19 protein-coding genes and 2 tRNA genes are annotated in these 23331 nt (G+C 36.6%); 13 read left to right on the top strand and 8 right to left on the bottom strand.

The genetic code is table 11. The features are described from left to right. Nucleotides 1–5 precede the first annotated feature (5 nt). From AABL85_RS04540 to AABL85_RS04510, 7 genes are all read left to right on the top strand, one after another. Complete coding sequence (locus AABL85_RS04540; RefSeq protein ID WP_341309324.1) at nucleotides 6–1148, top strand: formimidoylglutamase; 1143 nt, start codon at nucleotides 6–8, stop codon at nucleotides 1146–1148. Between the two features lie 120 nt (nucleotides 1149–1268). Beyond that, complete coding sequence (gene gldK / locus AABL85_RS04535; protein ID WP_286398696.1) at nucleotides 1269–2669, top strand: gliding motility lipoprotein GldK; 1401 nt, start codon at nucleotides 1269–1271, stop codon at nucleotides 2667–2669. Between the two features lie 34 nt (nucleotides 2670–2703). Further along, nucleotides 2704–3366 carry a gliding motility protein GldL gene (gene gldL, locus AABL85_RS04530; protein ID WP_131540272.1) on the top strand — a complete coding sequence of 221 codons (663 nt, stop codon included), beginning with the start codon at nucleotides 2704–2706 and terminating at the stop codon, nucleotides 3364–3366. 28 nt (nucleotides 3367–3394) lie between these two features. Then, nucleotides 3395–4957, top strand: a complete 1563-nt coding sequence (gldM, locus tag AABL85_RS04525) for a gliding motility protein GldM (RefSeq protein ID WP_131540271.1) — start codon at nucleotides 3395–3397, stop codon at nucleotides 4955–4957. Nucleotides 4958–4994: 37 nt separating this feature from the next. Beyond that, a complete protein-coding gene (gldN, locus tag AABL85_RS04520) occupies nucleotides 4995–5882 on the top strand; it encodes a gliding motility protein GldN (RefSeq protein WP_131540270.1) in 888 nt (295 codons plus the stop codon). 58 nt (nucleotides 5883–5940) lie between these two features. Continuing rightward, nucleotides 5941–7002: an NAD(P)/FAD-dependent oxidoreductase gene (locus AABL85_RS04515; RefSeq protein WP_341309323.1), complete on the top strand. Its 1062-nt coding sequence runs from the start codon at nucleotides 5941–5943 to the stop codon at nucleotides 7000–7002. Nucleotides 7003–7014: 12 nt separating this feature from the next. Continuing rightward, complete coding sequence (locus tag AABL85_RS04510) at nucleotides 7015–8931, top strand: ABC-F family ATP-binding cassette domain-containing protein (RefSeq protein WP_341309322.1); 1917 nt, start codon at nucleotides 7015–7017, stop codon at nucleotides 8929–8931. 113 nt (nucleotides 8932–9044) lie between these two features. On the opposite strand, the gene AABL85_RS04505 is transcribed toward AABL85_RS04510, so the two are convergent. Beyond that, nucleotides 9045–9117: transfer RNA gene (locus tag AABL85_RS04505), tRNA-Met, on the bottom strand. A 332-nt stretch (nucleotides 9118–9449) separates the two neighbouring features. Between AABL85_RS04505 and AABL85_RS04500 the strand changes: the two genes are divergently transcribed. Beyond that, nucleotides 9450–9890: a hypothetical protein gene (locus AABL85_RS04500; protein WP_341309321.1), complete on the top strand. Its 441-nt coding sequence runs from the start codon at nucleotides 9450–9452 to the stop codon at nucleotides 9888–9890. A gap of 34 nt (nucleotides 9891–9924) precedes the next feature. On the opposite strand, the gene AABL85_RS04495 is transcribed toward AABL85_RS04500, so the two are convergent. Beyond that, nucleotides 9925–9997, bottom strand: a tRNA-Met gene (locus AABL85_RS04495). A gap of 76 nt (nucleotides 9998–10073) precedes the next feature. Then, nucleotides 10074–10730 carry a CatB-related O-acetyltransferase gene (locus AABL85_RS04490; protein WP_131540266.1) on the bottom strand — a complete coding sequence of 219 codons (657 nt, stop codon included), beginning with the start codon at nucleotides 10728–10730 and terminating at the stop codon, nucleotides 10074–10076. A gap of 156 nt (nucleotides 10731–10886) precedes the next feature. Here AABL85_RS04490 and era point away from each other — a divergent pair, with 156 nt between their 5' ends. The 3 genes from era (at nucleotide 10887) to AABL85_RS04475 (ending at nucleotide 15957) form a co-directional block, all read left to right on the top strand. Next, on the top strand, nucleotides 10887–11774 hold the full coding sequence (gene era, locus AABL85_RS04485) for a GTPase Era (protein ID WP_006259644.1): 888 nt from the start codon (nucleotides 10887–10889) through the stop codon (nucleotides 11772–11774). A 67-nt stretch (nucleotides 11775–11841) separates the two neighbouring features. Further along, a complete protein-coding gene (gene der / locus AABL85_RS04480) occupies nucleotides 11842–13152 on the top strand; it encodes a ribosome biogenesis GTPase Der (protein ID WP_131540265.1) in 1311 nt (436 codons plus the stop codon). A 105-nt stretch (nucleotides 13153–13257) separates the two neighbouring features. Next, nucleotides 13258–15957, top strand: a complete 2700-nt coding sequence (locus AABL85_RS04475) for an outer membrane beta-barrel protein (RefSeq protein ID WP_341309354.1) — start codon at nucleotides 13258–13260, stop codon at nucleotides 15955–15957. A 291-nt stretch (nucleotides 15958–16248) separates the two neighbouring features. On the opposite strand, the gene AABL85_RS04470 is transcribed toward AABL85_RS04475, so the two are convergent. Genes AABL85_RS04470 through AABL85_RS04450 form a run of 5 tightly spaced genes read right to left on the bottom strand, consistent with a single transcriptional unit; the run spans nucleotide 16249 to nucleotide 19444 of the window. Further along, on the bottom strand, nucleotides 16249–17079 hold the full coding sequence (locus AABL85_RS04470) for a TPM domain-containing protein (protein ID WP_006259641.1): 831 nt from the start codon (nucleotides 17077–17079) through the stop codon (nucleotides 16249–16251). 4 nt (nucleotides 17080–17083) lie between these two features. Beyond that, on the bottom strand, nucleotides 17084–17524 hold the full coding sequence (locus tag AABL85_RS04465; RefSeq protein WP_006259640.1) for a TPM domain-containing protein: 441 nt from the start codon (nucleotides 17522–17524) through the stop codon (nucleotides 17084–17086). Nucleotides 17525–17535: 11 nt separating this feature from the next. Further along, nucleotides 17536–18120, bottom strand: a complete 585-nt coding sequence (locus AABL85_RS04460) for a LemA family protein (RefSeq protein ID WP_131540264.1) — start codon at nucleotides 18118–18120, stop codon at nucleotides 17536–17538. Nucleotides 18121–18137: 17 nt separating this feature from the next. Beyond that, nucleotides 18138–18467 carry a MerR family transcriptional regulator gene (locus tag AABL85_RS04455; RefSeq protein ID WP_006259638.1) on the bottom strand — a complete coding sequence of 110 codons (330 nt, stop codon included), beginning with the start codon at nucleotides 18465–18467 and terminating at the stop codon, nucleotides 18138–18140. Then, nucleotides 18467–19444, bottom strand: coding sequence for a M23 family metallopeptidase (locus AABL85_RS04450; protein ID WP_006259637.1), 978 nt, complete (start codon nucleotides 19442–19444; stop codon nucleotides 18467–18469). The genes AABL85_RS04455 and AABL85_RS04450 overlap by 1 nt, the downstream gene beginning before the upstream one ends. 224 nt (nucleotides 19445–19668) lie before the next feature. Between AABL85_RS04450 and alaS the strand changes: the two genes are divergently transcribed. Both alaS and AABL85_RS04440 read left to right on the top strand, forming a co-directional pair. Further along, entirely contained in the window at nucleotides 19669–22296 is a 2628-nt protein-coding gene (gene alaS, locus AABL85_RS04445) for an alanine--tRNA ligase (protein ID WP_341309320.1), read from the top strand. A 77-nt stretch (nucleotides 22297–22373) separates the two neighbouring features. Continuing rightward, on the top strand, nucleotides 22374–23330 hold the full coding sequence (locus AABL85_RS04440) for a GSCFA domain-containing protein (RefSeq protein WP_341309319.1): 957 nt from the start codon (nucleotides 22374–22376) through the stop codon (nucleotides 23328–23330). Nucleotide 23331 lies beyond the last annotated feature (1 nt).

The raw sequence follows: 23331 nt of genomic DNA, 5'->3' as shown, positions 1-23331 counted from the left end.
AAAGAATGATCTACGAACTGCTAAGACCGATAAATAACGAATTAATCACTTATATAGATGGTTTACAGAGTCAGTGTATAGGGAAGAAAGTAACGTTCTTCTCTGGAGGTTCTTTTGAGAATGAAGGTCGGTATAATATCGCTATTATCGGAATAGGAGATAATCGAGGTAATGGTGCAGGTGTAAGTATAGTAGATATCACTAAAATAAGAAAGGCTTGGTATTCGTTATATCCAGGTAACTGGGGAGTGAATATTATAGACTTAGGTGATGTAGTGGCTGGAGAGAGACTAGAGGATACATACTATTTAGTGAAGGCTCTAGTAGCAGACTTAGTAAAGCAAGGAGTAATTCCTGTATTCGTAGGGGGATCTCAGGATATGACCTATGCGATGTATAGAGCGTATGATGTATTAGAGCAGTCAGTGAATCTTGTATCTATAGATGCTAAGTTAGACTTATCTAAGACAGAGGGTGATGTAGCGAACAGTTATCTGACGCGTATTATATTAGAAGAACCTACGAATCTGTTTAACTTTTCTAATATCGGATATCAGACTTACTTCAATGCTCAGGAAGAAATAGACTTAATCGCTAGTTTATATTTCGAGGCGTATAGAGTAGGAGAGATATCTGGTAATATAAAATTAGCTGAGCCAGTACTTAGAGATGCAGATATCGTAAGTGTAGATATGACTTCTGTTAAATCTGCTGATTCGGGTAATTTTGACTTCTTTAATCCGAATGGATTTGATGGAAGAGAAATATGTGCCTTAGCTAGATATAGTGGATTGAGTGATAGAGTTTCATCTTTTGGAATATTTAATTATAATAATAATAAAAATGAAACGTTATTAATAGCACAAATGCTTTGGTATTTTGTGGAAGGTGTTAATTACAGATCGAATGAATACCCCTTTGTTAGCAAGGCTAGTTATATGAAGTATATCGTGCCGATAGAGGGATATGACGATTTAATATTCTATAAGAGTGATGTCTCTGAACGCTGGTGGATAGAGGCTTCTATAGAAACGATGGATGCCGAGAGAAAAGTATTGTTGCCATGTAGTTATGAAGATTATGAGTCGGCTATTAGTCAAGTTATACCTGAAAGATGGTGGCGAACAATAAAAAAAAGTGTAGTATGAAAATTAATTTAACAAAAATAAATAATTAAGTTAAATTAATTTTTAGCTTTGTTTTGTGAAATAAAAAGAAAAAAAATTACTTGTAAGTATTTATAGTAGTACATAAAAACCTAAAATTATATGAAGAAGATCATTACGTTAGGAGCAGTTTTAGCTTTGATGACCAGTTGTGGAACTGGAGATCGAGGTGAATTGATGCATGGAGAGGCTGGGAAAAGATGGAGCAGTGAGAAACCACAAGGTATGTCGCTTATCCCAGGAGGTACTTTTACCATGGGTCAAGCCAATGAGGATTTCTTAGGAGCCCAAGATGCGCCAACAAAAACAGTTACTATCGGTTCATTTTATATGGATGAAACTGAAATTTCGAATAACCAATACCGTAAATTCGTAGAATGGGTAAAGGATTCAGTTGTTCGAACTAAATTAGCTATTGCAGCTGATGAAATGGGTGTGGCTAAAGAATCTGGAGGTATCGGTGCGTATGCATTCGTAGATGCTGAAGAGGATTTAGAAAGAATGACTCCATACCAACGATATATGTATGAGAACTATTACAGCCTTCAGGTGAGTGATGATATCTACTCTGGTCGTCGTTTAAATAAAAAAGTTCCTTTAGTGAAAGATACTAAGAAGTATCCAGACGCTAATTACGTGGAAGTAATGGATTCGTTATATATCCCAGCTAGTGAGACATATAATGGAATGACTACTTTCGATAACTCTAAGTTGAAATTTAAATATTCTTATGTAGATGTAGATGCAGCTACTAGAGATAGATCAACAGAGAACAGAGGAAAGAGAAATAGACACTTAAAAACAGAGACACTATTAATCTATCCTGATACAACACGTTGGATTAAAGAATTCCAATATTCTTACAACGAACCAATGCACAACGATTACTTCTGGCACGAAGCTTTCGGTGATTATCCTGTAGTAGGGGTAAACTGGCACCAAGCTAAAGCATTCGCTGCATGGAGATCAATGTATAAAAACATTTATCTGAAAGATAATAAGATGACTCTTGAGATCAACGAATTCCGTTTGCCAATGGAAAGTGAGTGGGAGTACGCTGCTAGAGGTGGTCTAGAAGGAGCTATGTATCCTTGGGGTGGACCTTATGCAACGGATGAGAAAGGATGCTTTATGGCAAACTTTAAACCAACTCGTTTTGACTATGCAGCAGATGGAGCTCTTTATACAGCTAATGTTCGTTCTTACCCTCCTAATGGATATAACTTATACAATATGGCAGGTAACGTAGCAGAGTGGACTAGTTCTACTTATGATGCATCAAGTTACGATCACATGTCAGCTTTAAAGCCTAGAAATAGACCTAGTGAAAGCCCACTAAAAGTAGTAAGAGGTGGTTCTTGGAGAGACCCAGCATATTTCTTACAAGTTGCTACTCGTGATTCTGAGTACGCAGATTCAGCAAGAAGTTACATTGGATTTAGAACAGTACAGTCTGTATCAGGTTCTTTATCACGTGTTAACCAATCAAAAATGGCTCGTTAATAATCAAATAAAAAAATAAAAGAAGAAGAAGGCTATGGCATTATCTAAAAAATTGATGAACTTCTGTTATGGAATGGGAGCTTCAGTAGTAATCATCGGTGCATTATTTAAAATTACGCACATGGAATTTGGACCTTTGAATGGTAACAATATGTTGACTATTGGTCTATTAGTAGAGGCGTTTATTTTTGCAATCTCTGCATTCGAGCCAGTTGATGAGGAATTAGATTGGGCAAAGGTATATCCAGAATTAAAAGATGGGAAAGCTAGAGAAGTAAAAGTGGCTAAGCAAGCTGTTGTAGAGCCTCAAGATACAGAAGGTATGCTTTCTAAAAAATTAGATCAAATGTTGAAAGACGCAAAAATTGACGGAGAGTTAATGAGTAGCTTAGGAAACAGTATTCGCAACTTCGAAGCTGCTTCTAGAGAGATGGGACCTTCTGTGAATTCTGTTGCTTCAACACAAAAATATGCGCAAGAAATGACATTAGCTGCTCAGCAGTTAGAGTCTCTAAATAAAGCTTATAAAGTACAATTAGAAAGCGCAACAGCGAATGCTGAAATCAATAAAGCAGTAGCTGAAAACAATGCTCAATTAAAAGAGCAAATGCAAGCATTAACAAACAATTTAGCGTCATTAAACAACGTTTATGGTGGAATGCTTTCTGCTATGGGTGGTGGAAGAAATGCTAATTAGTTTATAATTTTAAAATTATTATAAGGTAATGGCTAAACAAAAACTGACCCCAAGACAAAAGATGATTAACCTGATGTACCTGGTGTTTATCGCGATGATGGCACTTCAGGTATCTACAGAGGTTTTATCAGCTTTTGGTGTAGTGAACGAGAAGTTCGAGGCAGCTAATGAAGGTGCAAAAGCAAATAATGAAGGTTTGCTAGGGGCTTTAGAGAAGAAAGCTGAGGAGAACCCAGCTCAATTCGCTGACCCTGCTAAAAAAGCAAAGCAAGTAGAGAAAATTACGCAAGAGTTCTATGACTTTGTGGGTAAATATAAAACTCTAATTACTAGTGAATTTGAAGGAGAACGCACAGAGAATGGTAAGCTACCTGCTGAGCGTATGAATAAATCTGATATTATCAATGATGCTTGGTTCACAGGTGATAAATATTCAGCAGAAGGACAGGCTTTTATTGATGGTATTAATAAGTACAAAAAAGCACTTCTTGATATTTTAGAAAAAGACGCTAAGTTCCAACCAATCGTATTAGATATAAATAACAAATTTAATCTAAGCGATGTGAAAGATAGCCAAGGAAAAGATAGAGCTTATTTAAATTATAACTTCTATGGATTCCCAGCTATTGCTTCTTTGACTAAGTTGTCAACAATGCAAAACGATGCGAAGATTGTAGAAGCAGAGATTTATAACAGCTTAATGGGTAATACACTTAGTAAAGCTGCATCTATGAAGAACTATCAGGCTATCGTAGTAGCTGACAAGTCTACTCTTTTTGCTGGTGAAACTTATAAAGGTAGAGTAGTATTAGGTCGTTATGACAAATCAACTGTTCCTACTAAAGTAGTTGTTAATGGTCAAAACATTGATTTGTCTAAATCATTAGTTGATGGACAAGTTAACTTAGGTTTTACTGTTGGTAACGTAGGAGAACACCAAATCGGAGGTAAGTTTACTTTCGTAGAGGACGGTCAGCCAGTAGAGATTGATATTAAGGGAAGTTATGTAGTAGTACCTAAACCAAACTCAGCTAATATATCTGCTGATAAAATGAACGTGGTTTATCGTGGTGTTTCTAACCCTATGACAATTTCGTTTGCTGGTATTGCGAATGATAAAGTACAAGCTTCTGCTCCAGGACTTACAAGTCAAGGAGGTGGTAAATATACATTAAGACCACAAGCAGGAAGAGAAGTAGTTATCAATGTAACAGGAACTTTGCCTGATGGACAAAAAGTATCTGATAGAAAAGTTTTCCGTATTAAAGATATTCCTTCTCCAAGAGGGACAGTACGTGGGGAGTTCAATGCTAAAGGACCTAAGTCTAACTTAGAGATTGTAACTATCGGTGCTAAATTAGAAGACTTTGACTTTGATTTAAATCTTACAGTTACTAGTTTTGTATTGCAAATACCTGGACAACCTAGTATTGTTGTTCCTGGAAATAGAATGAATGAAAGAGCGAAAGCGGCTATCCGTAGAGCTCAGTTAGGTGATGTGGTTGTAATTTCGGATATTAAGGTGCGTTTAGAAGGTGCAGGAGACTATGCTTTGAAAAAAACATCACCATGTACGTTTGAGATTATGTAATTTCACTTAAATTTATAAGAAGAAAATTTTGAAGAATATGAACTGGAAGAATTTTTCACTATATATAGTGTTTACGCTGTTTTCAATAGCATCATTCGCACAGACGAATCTATTGAATGCAAAATCTGCTGCTGATATTGGTATTATGCCAATCTCGGAGATTCTAATCAAAGCAGAAGGACCAATACCTTACGGACACGTTCGTGAGAAAGATATCTTATTTGGTATTAAAGTATGGGAGAATATTTCGTTAGCTGAGAAAGCAAATGAGATGTATCTATATCCTATTGATGAATATTCATCTGAAGGAAAAAAACCTTTGTTCCAAGTTTTAATTGATGGTATTAAATCTGGAGAGATTACTGAAGTTTATGATAATAGTGATTTCAAAAACCAACGTACTTTAAAAGATATTCAAGACTCTTTCGTTAGAATAGATACTACAGATGCTGGTATTGAGTATTACAATGCTGGAGAAGCTATTCCTGAGGAATATATTCAGAAAGTAGAGTTAAGACCTTCTGATGTTAAAGAATATCACATCATGGGTATGTGGTATTTCGATAGAAATGAGGGACAGTTAAAATATAGATTATTAGGTATCGCTCCTGTAGTTGCGGACTTGTATACTAAAGGATCAGCTAATGAAAACTATGTGGAGTTATTCTGGATATTCTTTGCTGATGCTCGTAATACATTGTTCCAAAACTATGCATTCAATGCTAAGAACCCACTTAATCCGATCAACTTCGATCACTTGTTAAATTCAAGAAGATTTAGTGCTACTATTTATAAAGCAGATAACCAATATGGTAATCGTAAAATTGATGATTATATCAAGAGTAATGATTTAAAACGTTTATTTGAGGCAGAAAGAATTAAAGAATTGATTCGAAACCTTGAAGATGATATGTGGAATTACTAATTTTGTAGTTTCTAATTTATTAAGCTCTTATCTATTAGAATAGATAAGAGCTTTTTTAATGGTTTTAAGTATGGTAGATTATATTGTAGTAGGTACTGGTTTGGCAGGAATCTGTTTTACAGAAAAACTAGCTAAGGAAGGTAAGACCTTTGTAGTGATAGACAATGAGAAGCGCTCTTCTTCACTAATGGCAGGAGGTATGTATAACCCTGTTGTATTAAAGCGTTTCACTGATGTATGGAAGGTTGGAGAACAATTAGAGATAGCTTTGCCTTTTTATACTGAATTAGAAAAGAAATTAGGGGAGAAGTTTATCTTTGCTATGCCTTTGTACAGAAGATTATTATCTGTTGAAGAACAGAATAATTGGTTCCATGCGGCTGATAAACCAAATTTAGAGAAGTATCTATCACCTAAGTTAGTTCGTGATGAAATTAATGGAGTGAAGTCTCCTTTTGGTTTTGGAGAGGTGAACTATACAGGATATGTTGAAACTAAAACCTTGATTAAAGCTTATAGAGCTTATTTGAACGAAATCAATAGCTATAGACAAGAGGACTTTGATTACGATAGTTTGAGCTATACAGATGAGCGAATCACTTATAAGGATATAGTGGCTAAGCATATTGTTTTTGCAGAAGGCTTTGGGATGTTACAGAACCCTTTCTTTAAAGATCTGCCTTTAGACGGTACTAAAGGAGAGGTTCTTTTAGTAAGGATACCTAATCTTAATGTTGATGTTATATTGAAAGCAAATGTGTTTTTAATCCCTGTAGGTAATGATTTATATAAAGTAGGCGCTACTTATGATTGGCAAGATAAAACAGATAATACTACAGCAGAGGGCTTAAGTGAGTTATTAGAAGGATTAAGAGATGTTGTTGATTTAGACTTTGAGGTAGTAGCTCATAATGCTGGTGTACGTCCTACTGTAAAAGATCGTCGTCCCTTGTTAGGAAGAAGTAGAGAGTCTGCGAGAATTCATGTGTTGAATGGATTGGGAACTAGAGGGGTGTTATTAGGACCTTTCTTGGCAGATAAATTATATAATAATATAGAAAATGCTATGGAGCTAGAGGAGAATATCTCTATTCATAGATATAAGAAGTTTAAATTTTAGTAGAATCTAAGTATGTTAAATATACACAATCTATCAGTTTCATTTTCGGGTGAATATTTATTTGAGAACGTTACGTTTCGTATAGGTGCAGGAGACCGTGTAGGTCTAGTTGGAAAAAATGGAGCTGGTAAATCGACTATGTTGAAATTATTATCTGGAGATTTAGAACCAGATACAGGAAGCCTTGCTATGGAGAAAGATCTTCGAATTGGCTTCTTGAGACAGGATATTGATTTTATACCTGGTCGTACAGTGTTAGATGAGGCTTATCAAGCTTTTGAAGAAATTAAGAAAGTAGAAGCTGATTTAGATAAAGTAAATAAGGAGCTAGCAGAACGTACAGATTATGAATCTGAAAGTTATAGTGAGCTGATTGAAAAACTGAGTGATTTAACTCATCGTTTTGAAATCATAGGTGGGTATAACTATGTTGGTAATACAGAGCGTGTATTATTAGGTTTAGGTTTTAAGCGTGAGGAGTTTAATAATCAGACTGACACTTTCTCTGGAGGATGGCGTATGCGTATTGAATTAGCTAAGTTGTTATTACAAGATAATGATGTGCTTCTTCTGGATGAGCCTACGAACCACTTGGATATTGAGAGTATCATTTGGTTAGAACAGTTCTTAAAGTCTTATGCTGGTGCTGTAGTGATTATTTCGCACGATAAGATGTTCTTAGACAACGTGACTAATCGTACGATAGAAATATCATTAGGAAAGATATATGACTTTAATAAGCCTTATTCACAATACTTAGTATTGCGTGAAGAACTTCGAGAGATGCAATTAGCTGCTCAGAAGAACCAAGCGAAGAAGATAGAAGAGACGGAGAAACTTATCGAAAAGTTTAGATATAAAGCGACTAAGGCCTCTATGGCGCAATCGCTTATTAAGAAATTGGATAAAGTGGAGCGTATCGAAGTAGATGAAGATGATAATGCTGTAATGAATATCTCTTTTCCTGTTAGTATTGATCCTGGTAAAGTTGTTTTAGAGATTGATAAAGTGACGAAGCGTTTCGGTGATAAAGTGATCTTTAAAGATATTGATCTTTTAATTGAACGTGGAACTAAGGTAGCTTTCGTTGGACAAAATGGTCAAGGTAAATCTACATTGATTAAAGCAATTATCAATGAGTTTGAATACGAAGGTAATATTAAGTTGGGACACAATGTTCAAATCGGTTATTTCGCACAGAACCAAGCAGATTATTTAGACGGAGAGAAGACTATCTTAGATACGATGTTAGACGCTGCTACAGATGGTAATCGCGTGAAAGTGCGTGATATGCTAGGGTCTTTCTTATTTAGAGGTGATGATGTAGAGAAAAAAGTAAAAGTACTTTCAGGAGGTGAGCGAAATAGACTTGCTTTGTGTAAAATGTTACTTTTACCTATTAATGTCTTGCTGATGGATGAGCCGACGAACCACTTAGATATTAAATCTAAGAACGTACTGAAGAAGGCATTAGAGAACTTTAAAGGAACTTTAGTATTAGTGTCTCACGACCGTGACTTCTTACAAGGACTAACACAGTTCGTTTATGAGTTTAAAGATCAGAAGATAAAAGAATACCTAGGGGATATCAATTATTTCTTAGAGGAGAGAAACGCACAAAATATGCGTGAAATCGAAAAGAAAACAGTTGTAGAAGATACTAAAAAAGCTGTAGTAGAAGAGAAGAAAGCACCTGCGTTGTCTTATGAAGAGCAAAAGAAGCAGAAGTCTTTACAAAATAGATTGAGCAAAATCGAGAGCGAAATATCAGAGTTAGAGAAGAAGATCGCTAAGGATGATGAGCGATTAGCTGTAGACTATGAAAAGTTAATGGCTGACGCAAATTTCTTTAGTGAGTATGAGAAGAAGAAGAAAAAGATTGATGGTTTGATGATTGAGTGGGAAGAAATCCACGAACAATTACAATAGATAATAAAAAAGGGATTACATTAAGTAATCCCTTTTTTTATAAAATAGGCGTAATAAAGTTATATTATTTCAAGAAAAAACCACTTCAAGTGATTGAAGTGGCTTTTACTTAGTAGCGGGAACAGGACTCGAACCTGTGACCTTCGGGTTATGAGCCCGACGAGCTGCCTACTGCTCTATCCCGCGCTATTGTGGTACAAATGTACGACCAATATTTGGGTTGACAAAATCAGACAATTGAGTAAAACTGTGTTTATCTATTATAATGTTAAATGTTTTTTACTCTTAGGAGTCTTTTTTACTTAATTATTGTTGATAATATATTTTATAGAAGTAATATTACTAGAAGGTTATATTCTTTTTAAGAAACTTGTTTGATAGGTATGTAACTGTTAATTAAAAAAGAGACGGTTCATTTATTTTGTGAATATTTTAGTATTTTTGACTGTGTTAGTCAGGGTAATAATAGTACTTATTCTGTTTCTGAGACTTATTATGAATTTATACTTCCCTATTATATGAAGAATATTGAGAAAACATTTCAGATTATTAGCTACCTACAATACCCTTTTCTATTAATAGCTTTATTCTATAGCTTTAAACCGATCTATGATAGAATAGCTTTAGGTAATATGGATACTTATTTATCGTGTATGAATAGTGCGTTGATGTTTATAGGAATTGGAGTCAGCTTTTCGGCATTGCAGGATTCGACCAAGACACAGAATAATTTCTCTAAACGTATATGGCAGGACAAGAAGAAAGGTGTAATAGCCTTGTATATTATAACGCTTATGTCTGTGCTTTCTTTTATTGGAGGTGGAGTAGGATACTATTTTGCTGTTTCTAGTGTTTTAGAAGAGATAGCAGTTGGTTTACTTGTATTAGGTATTGGTTTGCTTGGATTGCTAAGTGTTGCTATAAATATGTATAAGTACCAACAAAGTATTATAAAATAAAAAAGCCACTTCGTTAGAAGTGGCTTTTACTTAGTAGCGGGAACAGGACTCGAACCTGTGACCTTCGGGTTATGAGCCCGACGAGCTGCCTACTGCTCTATCCCGCGTTATTGTGGTGCAAATATAGAACGAATATTTGGAACTCACAAATGAGTTCCTAAAATAATTCGCTCTATTTTACTTTTATTTTGATTGTAAGCCTTGTGTGTACTTAGAATGAGCTAATTCTAAAGCCTCAATGTTATTGTTGCATAGGTGTTTAAGCAGATGATTCAATTTTTCTTCTGACCAATCATAAATTTTTAATTCCAGTAACTTTTTTATTGTTTCTTCTGAGAAGCGCTGTTTTATTGGCTTTGCAGGGTTACCAGCTACGATAGTATACGGTTCGACATCCTTTATAACGACAGCACCCGAAGCGATAATAGCCCCTTCTCCTATGGTAATGCCTGGCATTATCATAGATCGCATACCTAACCATGCGCCATCACCTATCGTAGTGTCTCCTTTTGCTTGATATGCTTCTTGTATCACATCTAGATAAGGGTATAAACTAAACCAATCTGTGCGATGCGTATTATTCCCTCCCATTAAGATAACGACTTCCGCTGCTATACAGACATGGGATCCTATGTATAACTGATCTATATGCCATAGTGGTTCCCAAGTTTGTAGACTGTATTCGTCTCCATATAGGTAACGTACTACACTATCTTCAAAGCTACCTGTCCAGGCATTGCTGTAATAACTTGTTGTTCCCTTGATATGTATGTTAGGATTTTTTACTGTCTCGTGTAGGTATTCTACTTTAGACCAATGTTTTTTGTTCTCTTCTATCATTTGTTCTCTTCTATTTTAAGTATATAACCTCAGATAGGCTAATTGTTTATCTATATTTTAAAAGCTAAATATATATAAAGTGTTGTTATAAATTTTATTTAATTTTTCCTATGTCATTGATATAAGCTACCTTTGCTACCGAAAAAATTAAATAATATGACGCATAAAGCTGGTTACGTTAACATTATTGGTAATCCAAATGTAGGTAAATCAACACTAATGAATGCTTTAGTAGGTGAGAGATTGTCTATCATCACTTCTAAGGCACAGACTACTAGACATAGAATATTAGGGATCGTAAATGGAGATGATTATCAGATCGTTTTCTCAGATACGCCTGGTATTATCAAGCCTGCATACGAATTACAAGAATCAATGATGGACTTCGTTAAATCTGCTTTTGAGGATGCGGACGTATTGATTTATATGGTAGAGATAGGCGAGAGAGAATTAAAAGACGAAGCATTTTTCGCTAGAATTAACAACTCTAAAGTACCTGTAATGTTGCTTCTTAATAAGATAGACAAATCTAATCAAGAACAATTAGAAGAACAAGTAACCCTATGGAGTGAGAAGGTTCCTAATGCTGAGATATTCCCTATATCTGCTTTAGAGAAGTTTAATACGCAGGCTGTATATGATCGTATCATCGAGCTATTGCCAGTATCTCCACCGTATTTCCCTAAAGATGCCCTAACAGATAAGTCAGAGCGTTTCTTCGTGAACGAGATTATTCGTGAGAAGATTTTGCTTAACTATGATAAGGAAGTGCCTTATGCTGTAGAGGTAGAGACAGAGGAGTTTAAAGAAGAAGAGAATATCATTCGTATCAAGGCTGTAATTATGGTAGAGCGCGATAGTCAGAAGGGGATTATCATCGGACATAAAGGGGCTGCTTTAAAGAAAGTAGGGATAACTGCTAGAGAAGAAATGGAACAATTCTTTATGAAGAAAGTTCACTTAGAACTATTCGTAAAGGTGAATAAAGATTGGAGATCGAGTGACTATCAATTGCGTCGTTTCGGATATAATCAAAAGAAATAAGGAATAATAAAATAATCATTAAAATATCGCATTGAAATACTAACTTTGCGACATATTTAAAATATTTATGAGTAGTATAGTAGCCATAGTTGGTAGACCAAACGTAGGAAAGTCAACTTTTTTTAATCGATTGATTCAAAGGAGAGATGCCATCGTAGATTCGGTTAGTGGAGTGACACGTGATAGAAACTACGGCAAGTCAGAGTGGAATGGAAGAGAGTTCTCAGTGATTGACACTGGAGGATATATAAAAGGATCTGACGACGTATTTGAAGGAGAGATTAGACGTCAAGTTTCTTTAGCTATTGAAGAGTGTGACGTAGTAATATTTGTAGTAGATGTAGAAGAAGGTATTACACCTATGGATGCTGAAGTAGCTCGTCTATTGCGCAAAGAAACTAAACCTGTCTTTGTCGCTGTGAATAAAGTGGACAGTGCTAAGCGTATGGATGACACATTCGAGTTCTATAACCTTGGTTTAGGGGAGATATATCCTATCGCGGGGATGAGTGGAAGTGGTACTGGAGATCTATTAGATGCTGTAGTAGCTGCATTGCCAGAAGAAGAAGTAAGAGAGACAGAAGAAGAAGAGTTACCACGTTTTTGTGTTGTAGGTCGTCCTAATGCTGGTAAGTCTAGCTTTATCAATGCACTTATTGGTGAAGATCGTTATATTGTTACAGATATTGCTGGTACTACACGTGATGCTATTGATACGCGCTTTACACAGTTTGGCTTTGACTTTAACTTAGTAGATACGGCGGGTATCCGTAGAAAGTCAAAAGTAAAAGAAGATTTAGAGTTTTACTCAGTGATGAGATCTGTGAGAGCTATTGAGCACAGTGATGTATGTATCCTTATGGTAGATGCTACACGTGGGTTCGAAGGACAAGATCAGAATATATTCTGGTTAGCAGAGAAGAATAGAAAAGGAATCGTTATCCTTGTAAACAAATGGGATTTAGTAGAGAAAGATACTATGACTACTAAACAGTTTGAAGATAGAATCCGTGAGGAGATCGCGCCATTTACAGATGTGCCTATTGTCTTTACATCTACAGTGACTAAACAGCGTTTATTAAAAGCGTTAGAGACTGCTGTGGAAGTGTATGAAAATAGAAAAGCGAGAATTTCGACTTCTAAATTTAATGAAGCGATGTTGCCTATCGTAGAGAATACGCCACCTCCTGCAATTAAAGGAAAATATATCAAGATAAAATACTGTATGCAATTGCCTACAGCTACACCTCAATTCGTATTTTTTGCTAACTTGCCACAATATATCAAAGACCCTTACAAACGATATATTGAGAATAAGTTAAGAGAAATGTACAACTTCAGTGGTGTGCCTATCGATATTTATTTCCGTCAGAAATAGTAAGTAATATATTCTATATATAACAGCGGTCTTTGTGTAATAACATTGACCGCTTTTTTTATGAGAAACTTATTGACGTTACTACTATTAATCTCCTGTGTGAATATGTATTCACAGAGTACTGTGAATATTACTGGGACTGTAGTAGATAGTTTAAAACAGCCGATAGAAGCGGTGACGGTATATCTATCGAAAGAGAAAGATTCGACACTAGTGGAGTACACCATGACGGATGTCAAAGGTAACTTTAAGCTAGCCTTCAGTAAGCTATCTGAGCCTTCAGTGCTCAAGCTTTCTATGGTAGGGTACCAAGATTATGCTAAGAAGTTTGAAAATGGGGTACAAGATAATGTTGACCTTAAGACACTTATTCTTAAAGAATATGGCAATCAGCTAGACGAAGTATTGATTGTAGCCGATGCTCCGCCTATTCGTATGAAGAAAGATACCTTAGAGTTTAATGCTGCTTCGTTTAAGGTAAGACCTGATGCTAATCTTGAAGAGCTTTTAAAGAATCTACCAGGGGTGCAGCTAGATGAGAATAAAAAGATCACGGTCAATGGTAAGCCTGTCAATGAAATCTTAGTCAATGGCAAACCTTTCTTTAACGAAGATGGAGCAATAGCACTAGAGAACTTACCTGCTGAGATTATCCAAAAAGTACAGGTAACTGAAAAAAAGACTAAGAAAGAAAAATTCACAGGTGAACGCAGTAGAACAGATGATGCGAGTATCAATATCACAATAGACGAAGATAAGAATAAAGGGCACTTTGGGCGAGTATCAGGAGGATATGGTACTGATGAGCACTATGAAGCAGGAATGTTCTTAAACACCTTTAATAAGCGTAGAAAGATTAGTCTGATAGGATCTGCTAATAATATCAATGCTGTCGGATTCTCTATGGACAAGGTATTTGATAATATGCGTACGGGGCGCTCTAGAGGCGGGCTTACAGAATCGCGTATGTTGGGGCTAAACTTTGTAGAAGATGTATCTGATAAGCTGAAGGTTAATGGTAGTTACGATTATAATTTTGCAGAGACAGAACAAGCTAATAAGTCGTCTAGTACTAAGCTTTTGCCTTCAGGGCAGTTTAGCACAGATTCTAATTCTTCTTCCCTAGGAGGGAATGAAGGGCATAGGGGGAATGTATCTGTAGACTATATGGGAGAGAAAGACGCTTTCTATTTTAGCCCTCATTTTAGTACAGATCACACCTATTCGACTAGTGAGAGCAATCAAGTATCTTATGATGAGCATGGAGAAAAACTGAATAGTAGCAATGCTCACTCATCATCTAGAGGAAACTCAGATAGTTTTAGTTCATCTGCACAGTATACACGCAAGTTTAAAAAAGAGGGACAATATCTAAGTATAGGTTTTAATAATAGTAATAGGAGTGCTACAAATAATGCATTGAGCGAATCTCTGACGCAGTTTTTTCAATCAGAGACAGAAGACGATTGGCGTAGACAGTACAGAAAGAATTATACGACTACGGATAGTTATGGTATATCTGTAGAATTCACACAGCCGATTACAGATTCATTAAGAGTATCTATAGGTGTGGACTGGAGTAGAAATCAGAGCATTAACGATCTGCAAGTGTTTAACTATAATGAGACAGAGCAGGGGTATACTGATGTCAATGTACTAGAGACAAATAGATATACGGATATTGGGAATAAGGTGTCTCCTTATGTAAACTTTGCGTTGAATAAGAATAAGTACAATATTAATATTTCGACGAGGACTCAGATCGTTAAGAATACAGCTACTGCTCTTTATAATGCGAAGTGGTATAGTCTAGATAAACACTACATCGACCCGAATATTAATGCTATGATTAATTATAGACTGACGAAGGATAAGAGTCTATTCGGTATCTATCGATATAATGTCAATTATCAAAGTGCAAGCCAATTACTAGATATCACAGATATCTCTAACCCATTAACGACTACGATCGGTAACCCGGATCTGAAGCCTACTGGGCAGCATAACGTTAATCTTAGCTACCGTTCGTATAACTTTCAGACTCGTGCTGGATATAGTATTTCGGCTAATGCAGGAATATTTGATAATAGTATAGTAGGATCTGTAATCTATGATGAGGATAAGAAGGCTATCTCTACGTATAAGAATATACAAGGGAACTACCAATGGGGAGTTACAGCTGACTGGTTTAAGAATAGTAAGTGGGGTGAGCATGCGCTGAGATACGGTATTATGTTTAGATATAATCAGACCATTAGCAATGGGTACATAGACGGAGAGACTTATACGGCTAGAGGGAATACGATGGGGCCACGTGTGTATCTAACCTATGATTACGGAGAATGGGTGTCTATAAAACCATCGTATAACTATAATTATAATACAACGAGTTATACTAATTTTTCAGTGGATAAGGCTTCTAACTTTACACATAGATTTAATATACAGACTACAACGTATTGGCCGAAGAAGGTTACATTTGGTAACGACTTTGCTTATAATTATAATTCACAGATTGCTAAAGGATTTAAGAAGGATTTCTATATGTGGAATATTAGTCTAGCGTATGATTTCTATAAAGACAAATTCAGTGCTAAGGTGAAAGTGTATGATGTATTAAATCAGAATACAAGTAGTACACGTACTATAGACCCAATGCAGATAGTGGATTCTGAGAGTTTAGTACTGAAGCGATATGTGATGTTCTCATTGACTTATAAGCTTAATGAGTTCGCAGGAACTAAAAAAGGAGGGAATAGAGGAAGAGGAGGAGTTTCTAGACCGATGCGTGTGATGAGGTATTAAAAAAAGGACTTAAGTAAAATACAAGAAAATATAGTAAAGGCAAGTCGAGTATAGCTAGAATAGGAGTTATACTCGACTTGCCTTTTTGACTTGTGCGGTTTGAGTCCGTAGTGAGTCCGTTATGTATCCGTACTGACTCCGTAGTATCAAGAGAAATAACGGAGTCAGTATGGAGGTGTAAAATAGTTGTGTTGTAAAGACAGCGAGCGAGAGTGCATAAAAAAAGCAGGCAATGTAGAAGCGACTAGCACTTACTATATTACCTGCTTATATGTTTAGAATGACGTATGTCTACCAGCTACCGCTAGATCCTCCTCCGGAGAACCCACCGCCGCCAAAGCCTCCACCGAAGCCTCCGCCACCGCCTCCACTTCCGAAACCACCACCGCCACCGAAGCTTCCGCCGCCTCCGCCTCCACGGCCAAGACTGCTTAATACAAGGATGTCTAGTAAGCTACTTCCAAAGTCACGTGAGCGATGATTACCCCCGCCTCTTCCATTGTTATCTTTCTTACCGAATACGATAGTCAGTACGATGATCAGTATAATGATTCCTAAACACGCTAGACCACCGATGCTATTATCACCATCTGTTCTAACGGTCTTGTCTGCCTTATATGTACCAGTCAATAGCTGGAAGATGGCATCTGTCCCTTTGTCTAATCCTGCGTAATAATCATTGCGCTTAAACTCTGGGATAATGATATTACGGATAATCTCTCCTCCTTGTCCGGCTGTGATAAGGTGTTCTACTCCATAACCAGGGTAGATACCGATCTGACGTTCTTTTGCCGCCATAAGGATTACGATACCATTGTCTTTCCCTTTCTGTCCGATGCCCCATTCTTGTCCCCATTTAGGTCCTAGTATACCAATGTTTTCTCCTTTTAGAGATGGAATGGTAATTAGTACTATCTGAGTAGAAGTAGAATCACTATAAGCAATGAGTTTGCGCTCTAGCTGCTTCATTTGATTCGCTTCTAATATGGTAGCATAGTCGTATACAGAAGTTTGGAAAGAGGGTTTCTTAGGGACGTCTAATTGAGCATAAGTTACCTGTGATAATAATAGAATTATAATCAAGGTTATGAAATGATATGCTTTTAGTAATAGCTTGATCATTGATTTATGCTTTTGAAATTTCGTTTGATAATTCGTTTTTATTTTCTTCAAGTGAAGGGAAGTGTACTTTTAGTTGACTTCCTGCTTTTAGGATCCCATAGACTAATCCTTCTTTGAACAGACCTTGTCTGAAGTGATTAATCACTAGTTCTTTGGTTCCTTCCCAGAAGTTATCTGATCTAACTTTATGATCTATTCCCTGATCACCCAGTATCACGAATGCTTTAGAGTTAATACAGATGTAAAACAGCACACCATTTCTAGCAGCTGTCTTATCTATGCCTAATTCAAAGAAGACCTCCTGAGCTCTTTCAAAAGGATCTTTTTTAGAAGTCGTTTCGATATGTACTCTAATCTCTCCAGAAGTATTCTTTTCTGCTTGAGTTATAGCAAGAACAATTTCTTCTTCATCCGTTTTGGTTAAAAACTCTCTTAGTCTATCCATTTTATAGTTTTTTAGAATTTTACTTCAGGTGCTTTCTCTGCTCCAGCTTCTGCTTGGAAGTAAGGTCTTTCTTTATAATCGCTTAAGAAGAACTTATTAGGCATCTTAAGTACATAACTGTTATATACAGCTACAGCGTCATTAAAACGAGTACGTTGAGTTAATATTTGGTTCTCTGTACTAGCTAGTTCATCTTGTAGTTTTAAGAAGTTTTGATTTGTTTTTAAATCAGGGTATTTCTCTACAGTTACTAATAATCTTCCTAATGCACTAGATACACCAGATTGAGCTTGTTGGAACTCTTGAAACTTTTCAGGAGTCATATTACTTGGATCTATGTTTACAGAAGTTGCTTTTGCACGCGCATTTACTACAGCTTCTAATGTTGATTTTTCGAAGTCAGCAGCCCCTTTTACTGTGTTTACTAAGTTTCCGATAAGGTCGTTTCTACGTTGGTAAGCCCCTTGCACATCAGCCCAAGATTTATCTGTAGCCTGTTTGTGTACTAGAGCCGAGTTGTTGTAGTTCATAGATAACATAAAGTATCCTCCGATTAATACTACAAGTACGATGATAATTGGTAAAGCTTTTTTCATTTTGATTTTTTTGTTATTTAGAGTTCATTTTTAATATTCAGTAGCGCTGTTTTGATTCCTTCGAGTTTCTGTATGATTTCGAAGTTATCCATAATGTCTTTTGCATTCTTCTTCATGTGTTCTTTAGCACCGTCTAGTGTGAATCCTCTTTCTTTCACTAAGTGATAGATGAGTTGAAGATTTTGCACATCCTGAGGTGTGAACATTCGATTTCCCTTTGCATTCTTTCTAGGTTTGATAATGTCAAATTCTTTCTCCCAGAATCGCAATAACGAAGCATTTACATCAAATGCCTTGGCAAGTTCGCCAATGCTATAGTATCGTTTATCAGGTAAGTTTAATTCCATTAGTCAAGTGATTGGTTTTCTTGGTTAGCTTCTTGTGATAGAAGTTCAAATTCTTTAGCAGAGATTTCTCCGTAGTAGTAATTCAGTGGATTGACTACGTTCCCTTGGTAGTGTACCTCATAGTGTAAGTGAGGACCAGAGCTACGCCCAGTACTACCTACATATCCTATGATATCTCCACGTTTAACAGACTGTCCAGCGCGTGCTTGATACTTGCTTAAGTGAGCGTACCTAGTTAGGTATCCATATCCGTGATCTATTTCGATTAGGTTACCATACCCAGATAGTTCATTGTTAGCACGGATTACTTTACCGTCTCCAGTAGCGTATATCGGAGTACCTACCTCTGCAGAGAAGTCCATACCGGCGTGGAACTTCTTGATTTTAGTAAAGGGATCACTACGATATCCGTATCCAGATGCCATTCTCTTTAGATCTTCATTCTTCACTGGCTGTATCGCAGGGATAGAGGATAAGAATTCTTCTTTCTTCTTGGCTAGTGCGATGATGTCATCTAAGGATTGGGACTGTATGGCTACTTGTTTCAGTAGTTGATCCATCTTCACATTCGTTTCTGTCAACAGCTTTTCGTTGTTAAGCCCTACGAATGATCTATATCTATTAATACCTCCTAGGCCAGACTTGCGTTGTTCATCAGGGATAGGCGCGGTATTAAAGTAAGCTCTATAAATATCGTTATCTCGCACCTCTAGTTCGTCTAGTACCTCTGTGATCAGGTCAAGCTTCTTGTTTAGAAGAGTATAGTTAGTTTTGAATTCTGCTATTTCTCTAGCTTGTTTCTTTTCTTTAGGAGTTTGTAGGATATCACTATTAATTAAAAAGATTAATCCAAGCACTCCAAAAATAGCTGCTGTTAGTAAAAACAAGAGTATATTACCTATCTGTCTAAACTTTTTAGGGCGTATTTTAAGGAACGCTAATTTTTCAGGGTCGTAATAATATTTTACCTTAGCCATATTTTTAAAAAAACACTATTTTTGCACTATCTTTTTTGTATCTTATAAGAAGTGCTGTCATTGGTTAGCTAACAAATTTAAAAAATGTTTTCGTTATAATGATAGTTTAAGTGCCAAAGAGAATAAAATAAAAGCTAGTTATTCGTTAATTTATAATATGTTTAACAACTAACCGAATAACTTAATAATAAGAATATAAAAGAATAAATTAGTTTCCAAAGGATATGAAATCACAAGAAATTCGTCAGAAGTTTTTAAACTTTTTTGAAGAAAGAGGTCACATGGTAGTGCCTTCTGCTCCGATCGTTCTGAAAGACGATCCAACTTTAATGTTTAATAACTCTGGGATGGCCCAGTTTAAAGAGTATTTCTTAGGAAACGCCAAGCCTAAAAGTAACCGTATCACTGATACACAGAAGTGTCTTCGCGTGTCTGGTAAGCACAATGACTTAGAAGAGGTAGGTATCGATACATACCACCACACGATGTTCGAGATGCTAGGGAACTGGAGTTTCGGAGATTACTTTAAGAAGGAAGCTATCAATTGGGCTTGGGAATTATTGACTGAAGTTTATAACATCCCTAAAGATATTTTATACGTTACTGTATTTGAAGGTAGCGAAGAGGAGAACGTTCCTTTTGACCAAGAAGCTTATGATATCTGGAGTACCCTAATCGGCAAGGATCGTATCCTGATGGGGAATAAGAAAGATAACTTCTGGGAAATGGGAGATCAAGGACCTTGTGGACCATGTACTGAGATACACGTAGATATCCGTAGTGCTGAGGAGAAGGCAAAGATAGCGGGTAGAGAATTAGTGAATGGAGATCATCCACAGGTAGTAGAAATCTGGAATAACGTATTTATGGAGTTTAACCGTAAAGCGGATGGTTCGCTAGAGAAGTTACCTGCTCAGCACGTAGATACAGGTATGGGGTTTGAGCGTCTATGTATGGTGCTTCAAGGAGTACAGTCTAACTATGACACAGATGTATTCTCTCCACTTATCGCTAAAGTATCTGAGCTAACAGGTGGTAAATACACAATGAAAGCAAAAGATGATGAGGAAGAGAAGATTAATATCGCTATCCGCGTTATCGTTGACCACGTAAGAGCAGTTGCCTTTGCTATTGCAGATGGGCAGTTGCCTTCTAACAATGGAGCAGGGTATGTGATCCGTCGTATCTTACGTCGTGCTATTCGCTATGCATTTACGTTCTTAGATAAGAAAGAACCATTCATCTATGAGTTAGTAGAGGTGTTAAGTACACAGATGGGAGCATTCTTCCCAGAAATCACTAGTCAAAAAGAATTAGTGAAAAACGTGATTAAAGAAGAAGAAACTTCTTTCTTAAGAACGTTAGAGCAAGGGTTACATTTATTAGACAATGTAATCAAACAAACAGAAGGTAAAGTAGTATCAGGAGTGAAGGCTTTTGAACTATACGATACTTTTGGTTTCCCTATTGACTTGACAGCGCTTATCCTTAGAGAGAAAGGGTATGAACTAGACGAAGCTGGTTTTGACGCAGCAATGTTAGAACAAAAAACACGTTCTCGTGCGGCTTCAGAAGTATCTACTGATGACTGGACTGTATTAGTGTCAGGAAATGTAGAGCAGTTCGTAGGATATGATCAGTTAGAGAATGAAGTGAAGATCACTCGTTATAGAAAGATTGATAGTAAGAAAGATGGTAAGTTATTCCAAATCGTGTTAGATTCTACTCCATTCTATCCAGAAGGAGGAGGACAGGTAGGAGATACTGGAGTATTAGTATCTGCTAATGACACGATCCAAGTAATCGACACGAAAAAAGAGAATAACTTAATATTACATATCGTAAGAGAGCTTCCTGCTAATGTAGAAGGAACTCTAGTAGCGAAGGTAGATGTAGATGCTCGTAAGCAATCTATGGCTAACCACTCTGCTACTCACTTACTACACCAAGCATTGCGCACTATCTTAGGTACTCACGTAGAACAAAAAGGTTCGTTAGTAGCTCCTACGCACTTGCGCTTTGACTTCTCTCACTTCTCTAAAGTGACAGAAGAAGAGTTAGCACAAGTAGAGGCATTTGTGAATGATAGAATTCACGATCACTTGCCATTAGTAGAGCGCAGAAGTATCCCTATGGCTCAGGCTATCGCTGAGGGTGCTATGGCATTATTCGGTGAAAAATATGGTGATGAGGTACGTGCTATTAAGTTTGGAGAGAGTATGGAGCTATGTGGAGGTACTCACGTAGGGAATACAAGTGATATCTGGCAGTTCAAGATCGTAAGTGAAGGAGCTGTAGCTGCTGGTATTCGTCGTATTGAGGCGATTACGAATAAAGCTGCTCGTCAGTTCTACGCAGAGCAAGAAGATACATTAAAAGAGCTTAAAGCAGTATTGAAGAATCCACAAGATACCTTAAAAGCAGTAGTATCTCTTCAAGATGAGAATGCTAAACTTAAGAAACAAGTAGAGCAATTATTAAAAGAGAAAGCAAAGAACCTAAAAGGAGACTTAAAAGGTCAAATCCAAGAGGTAAACGGTATCTCTTTCTTAGCTGTAGAAGTGGACTTAGATGCTGCTGGAGCAAAGGACCTTGCGTATGAGTTAGGTAATGAGTTCTCTAATCTATATATACTGCTTGGTAGTGTAGCGAATGATAAGCCAATGCTGACTTGTTATGTATCTAAAGACATAGTAGAGAGCAAAGGCCTTAATGCAGGTACTATCGTACGTGAGTTAGGTAAACACATCCAAGGTGGTGGTGGTGGACAAGCGTTCTTCGCTACAGCAGGAGGTAAGAATCCAGCTGGTATGGCAGACGCTATCGCTCACGCAAAAGATTATTTGAAATAGTATTATATTTGTAATTATAATAGAAAAAAAAGATTCTCATATGAGAATCTTTTTTTTGTTCAAGAGTTCATCAGATTATGAAGTTTAGTACAGTAGTGCCTACTAAGGTAGCAAAAGATAGAATTAAATACGAGCATAAGATCTTATCTATGGGATCTTGTTTTGCTGTGAATATAAGTGATAAGCTAAAAGAGTATCAGTTCCAAAGTGTGGTGAATCCATTCGGTATTCTGTTTCACCCTATCGCGATAGAGCGCATATTAGAGTATGCGGTGAAAGGGCATGAATTTACAAGTGCAGATGTGTTCTGTCATAACGAGGTGTGGAGTAGCTTTATCGCACATTCTGATTTGAATGAATTAGAAGAAGAAGATATCGTGACGAAGCTGAATGTAAAGTTGTTTGACTTACAGGTAGCTTTAAAAGAGAGCTCGTTTATGTATATCACTTTAGGAACAGCTTGGGTATATGAGCATATCGAGAGTGGAATGGTTGTTGCCAATTGTCATAAGGTAGCGCAGAGTAATTTCAAAAAGAGATTATTAAGTACTGAAGAAGTGAAGGTTAGCTTGTCTAAAATTATTACATTAGTACAAGCTATTAATCCGGATATACAGATTGTTTTTACAGTGTCTCCAGTGAGACATTTTAAAGATGGTATCGTAGAGAATCAGAGAAGTAAGTCAGTATTATTTACTGCCTTACACGATGTGTTAGATCAGCAAAGTGGAGATAAAATTAGTTACTTCCCTTCTTATGAGATTGTAATGGATGAGCTAAGAGATTATCGTTTTTATAAAGCTGATATGTTACATCCAAATGAGTTTGCGATAGACTATATCTGGGAGCGCTTTGTGACGACTTGGGTTCATCCTGATATGTATCCGATTATGCATAAAGTAGATGAGGTGCAAAAAGGACTGAACCATAGACCCTTTAACCCTACTGCAGAGCAACACTTAGCTTTCTTAGATACATTGGTAGCCAAGATAGATTACTTATTAGAGAAATATCCATTTATGAACTTTAGATAGT

Source organism: Myroides odoratimimus, from assembly GCF_038039805.1.
GTDB lineage: Bacteria > Bacteroidota > Bacteroidia > Flavobacteriales > Flavobacteriaceae > Flavobacterium > Flavobacterium odoratimimum_B.
This window is presented reverse-complemented; position numbering and strand designations above follow the sequence as displayed.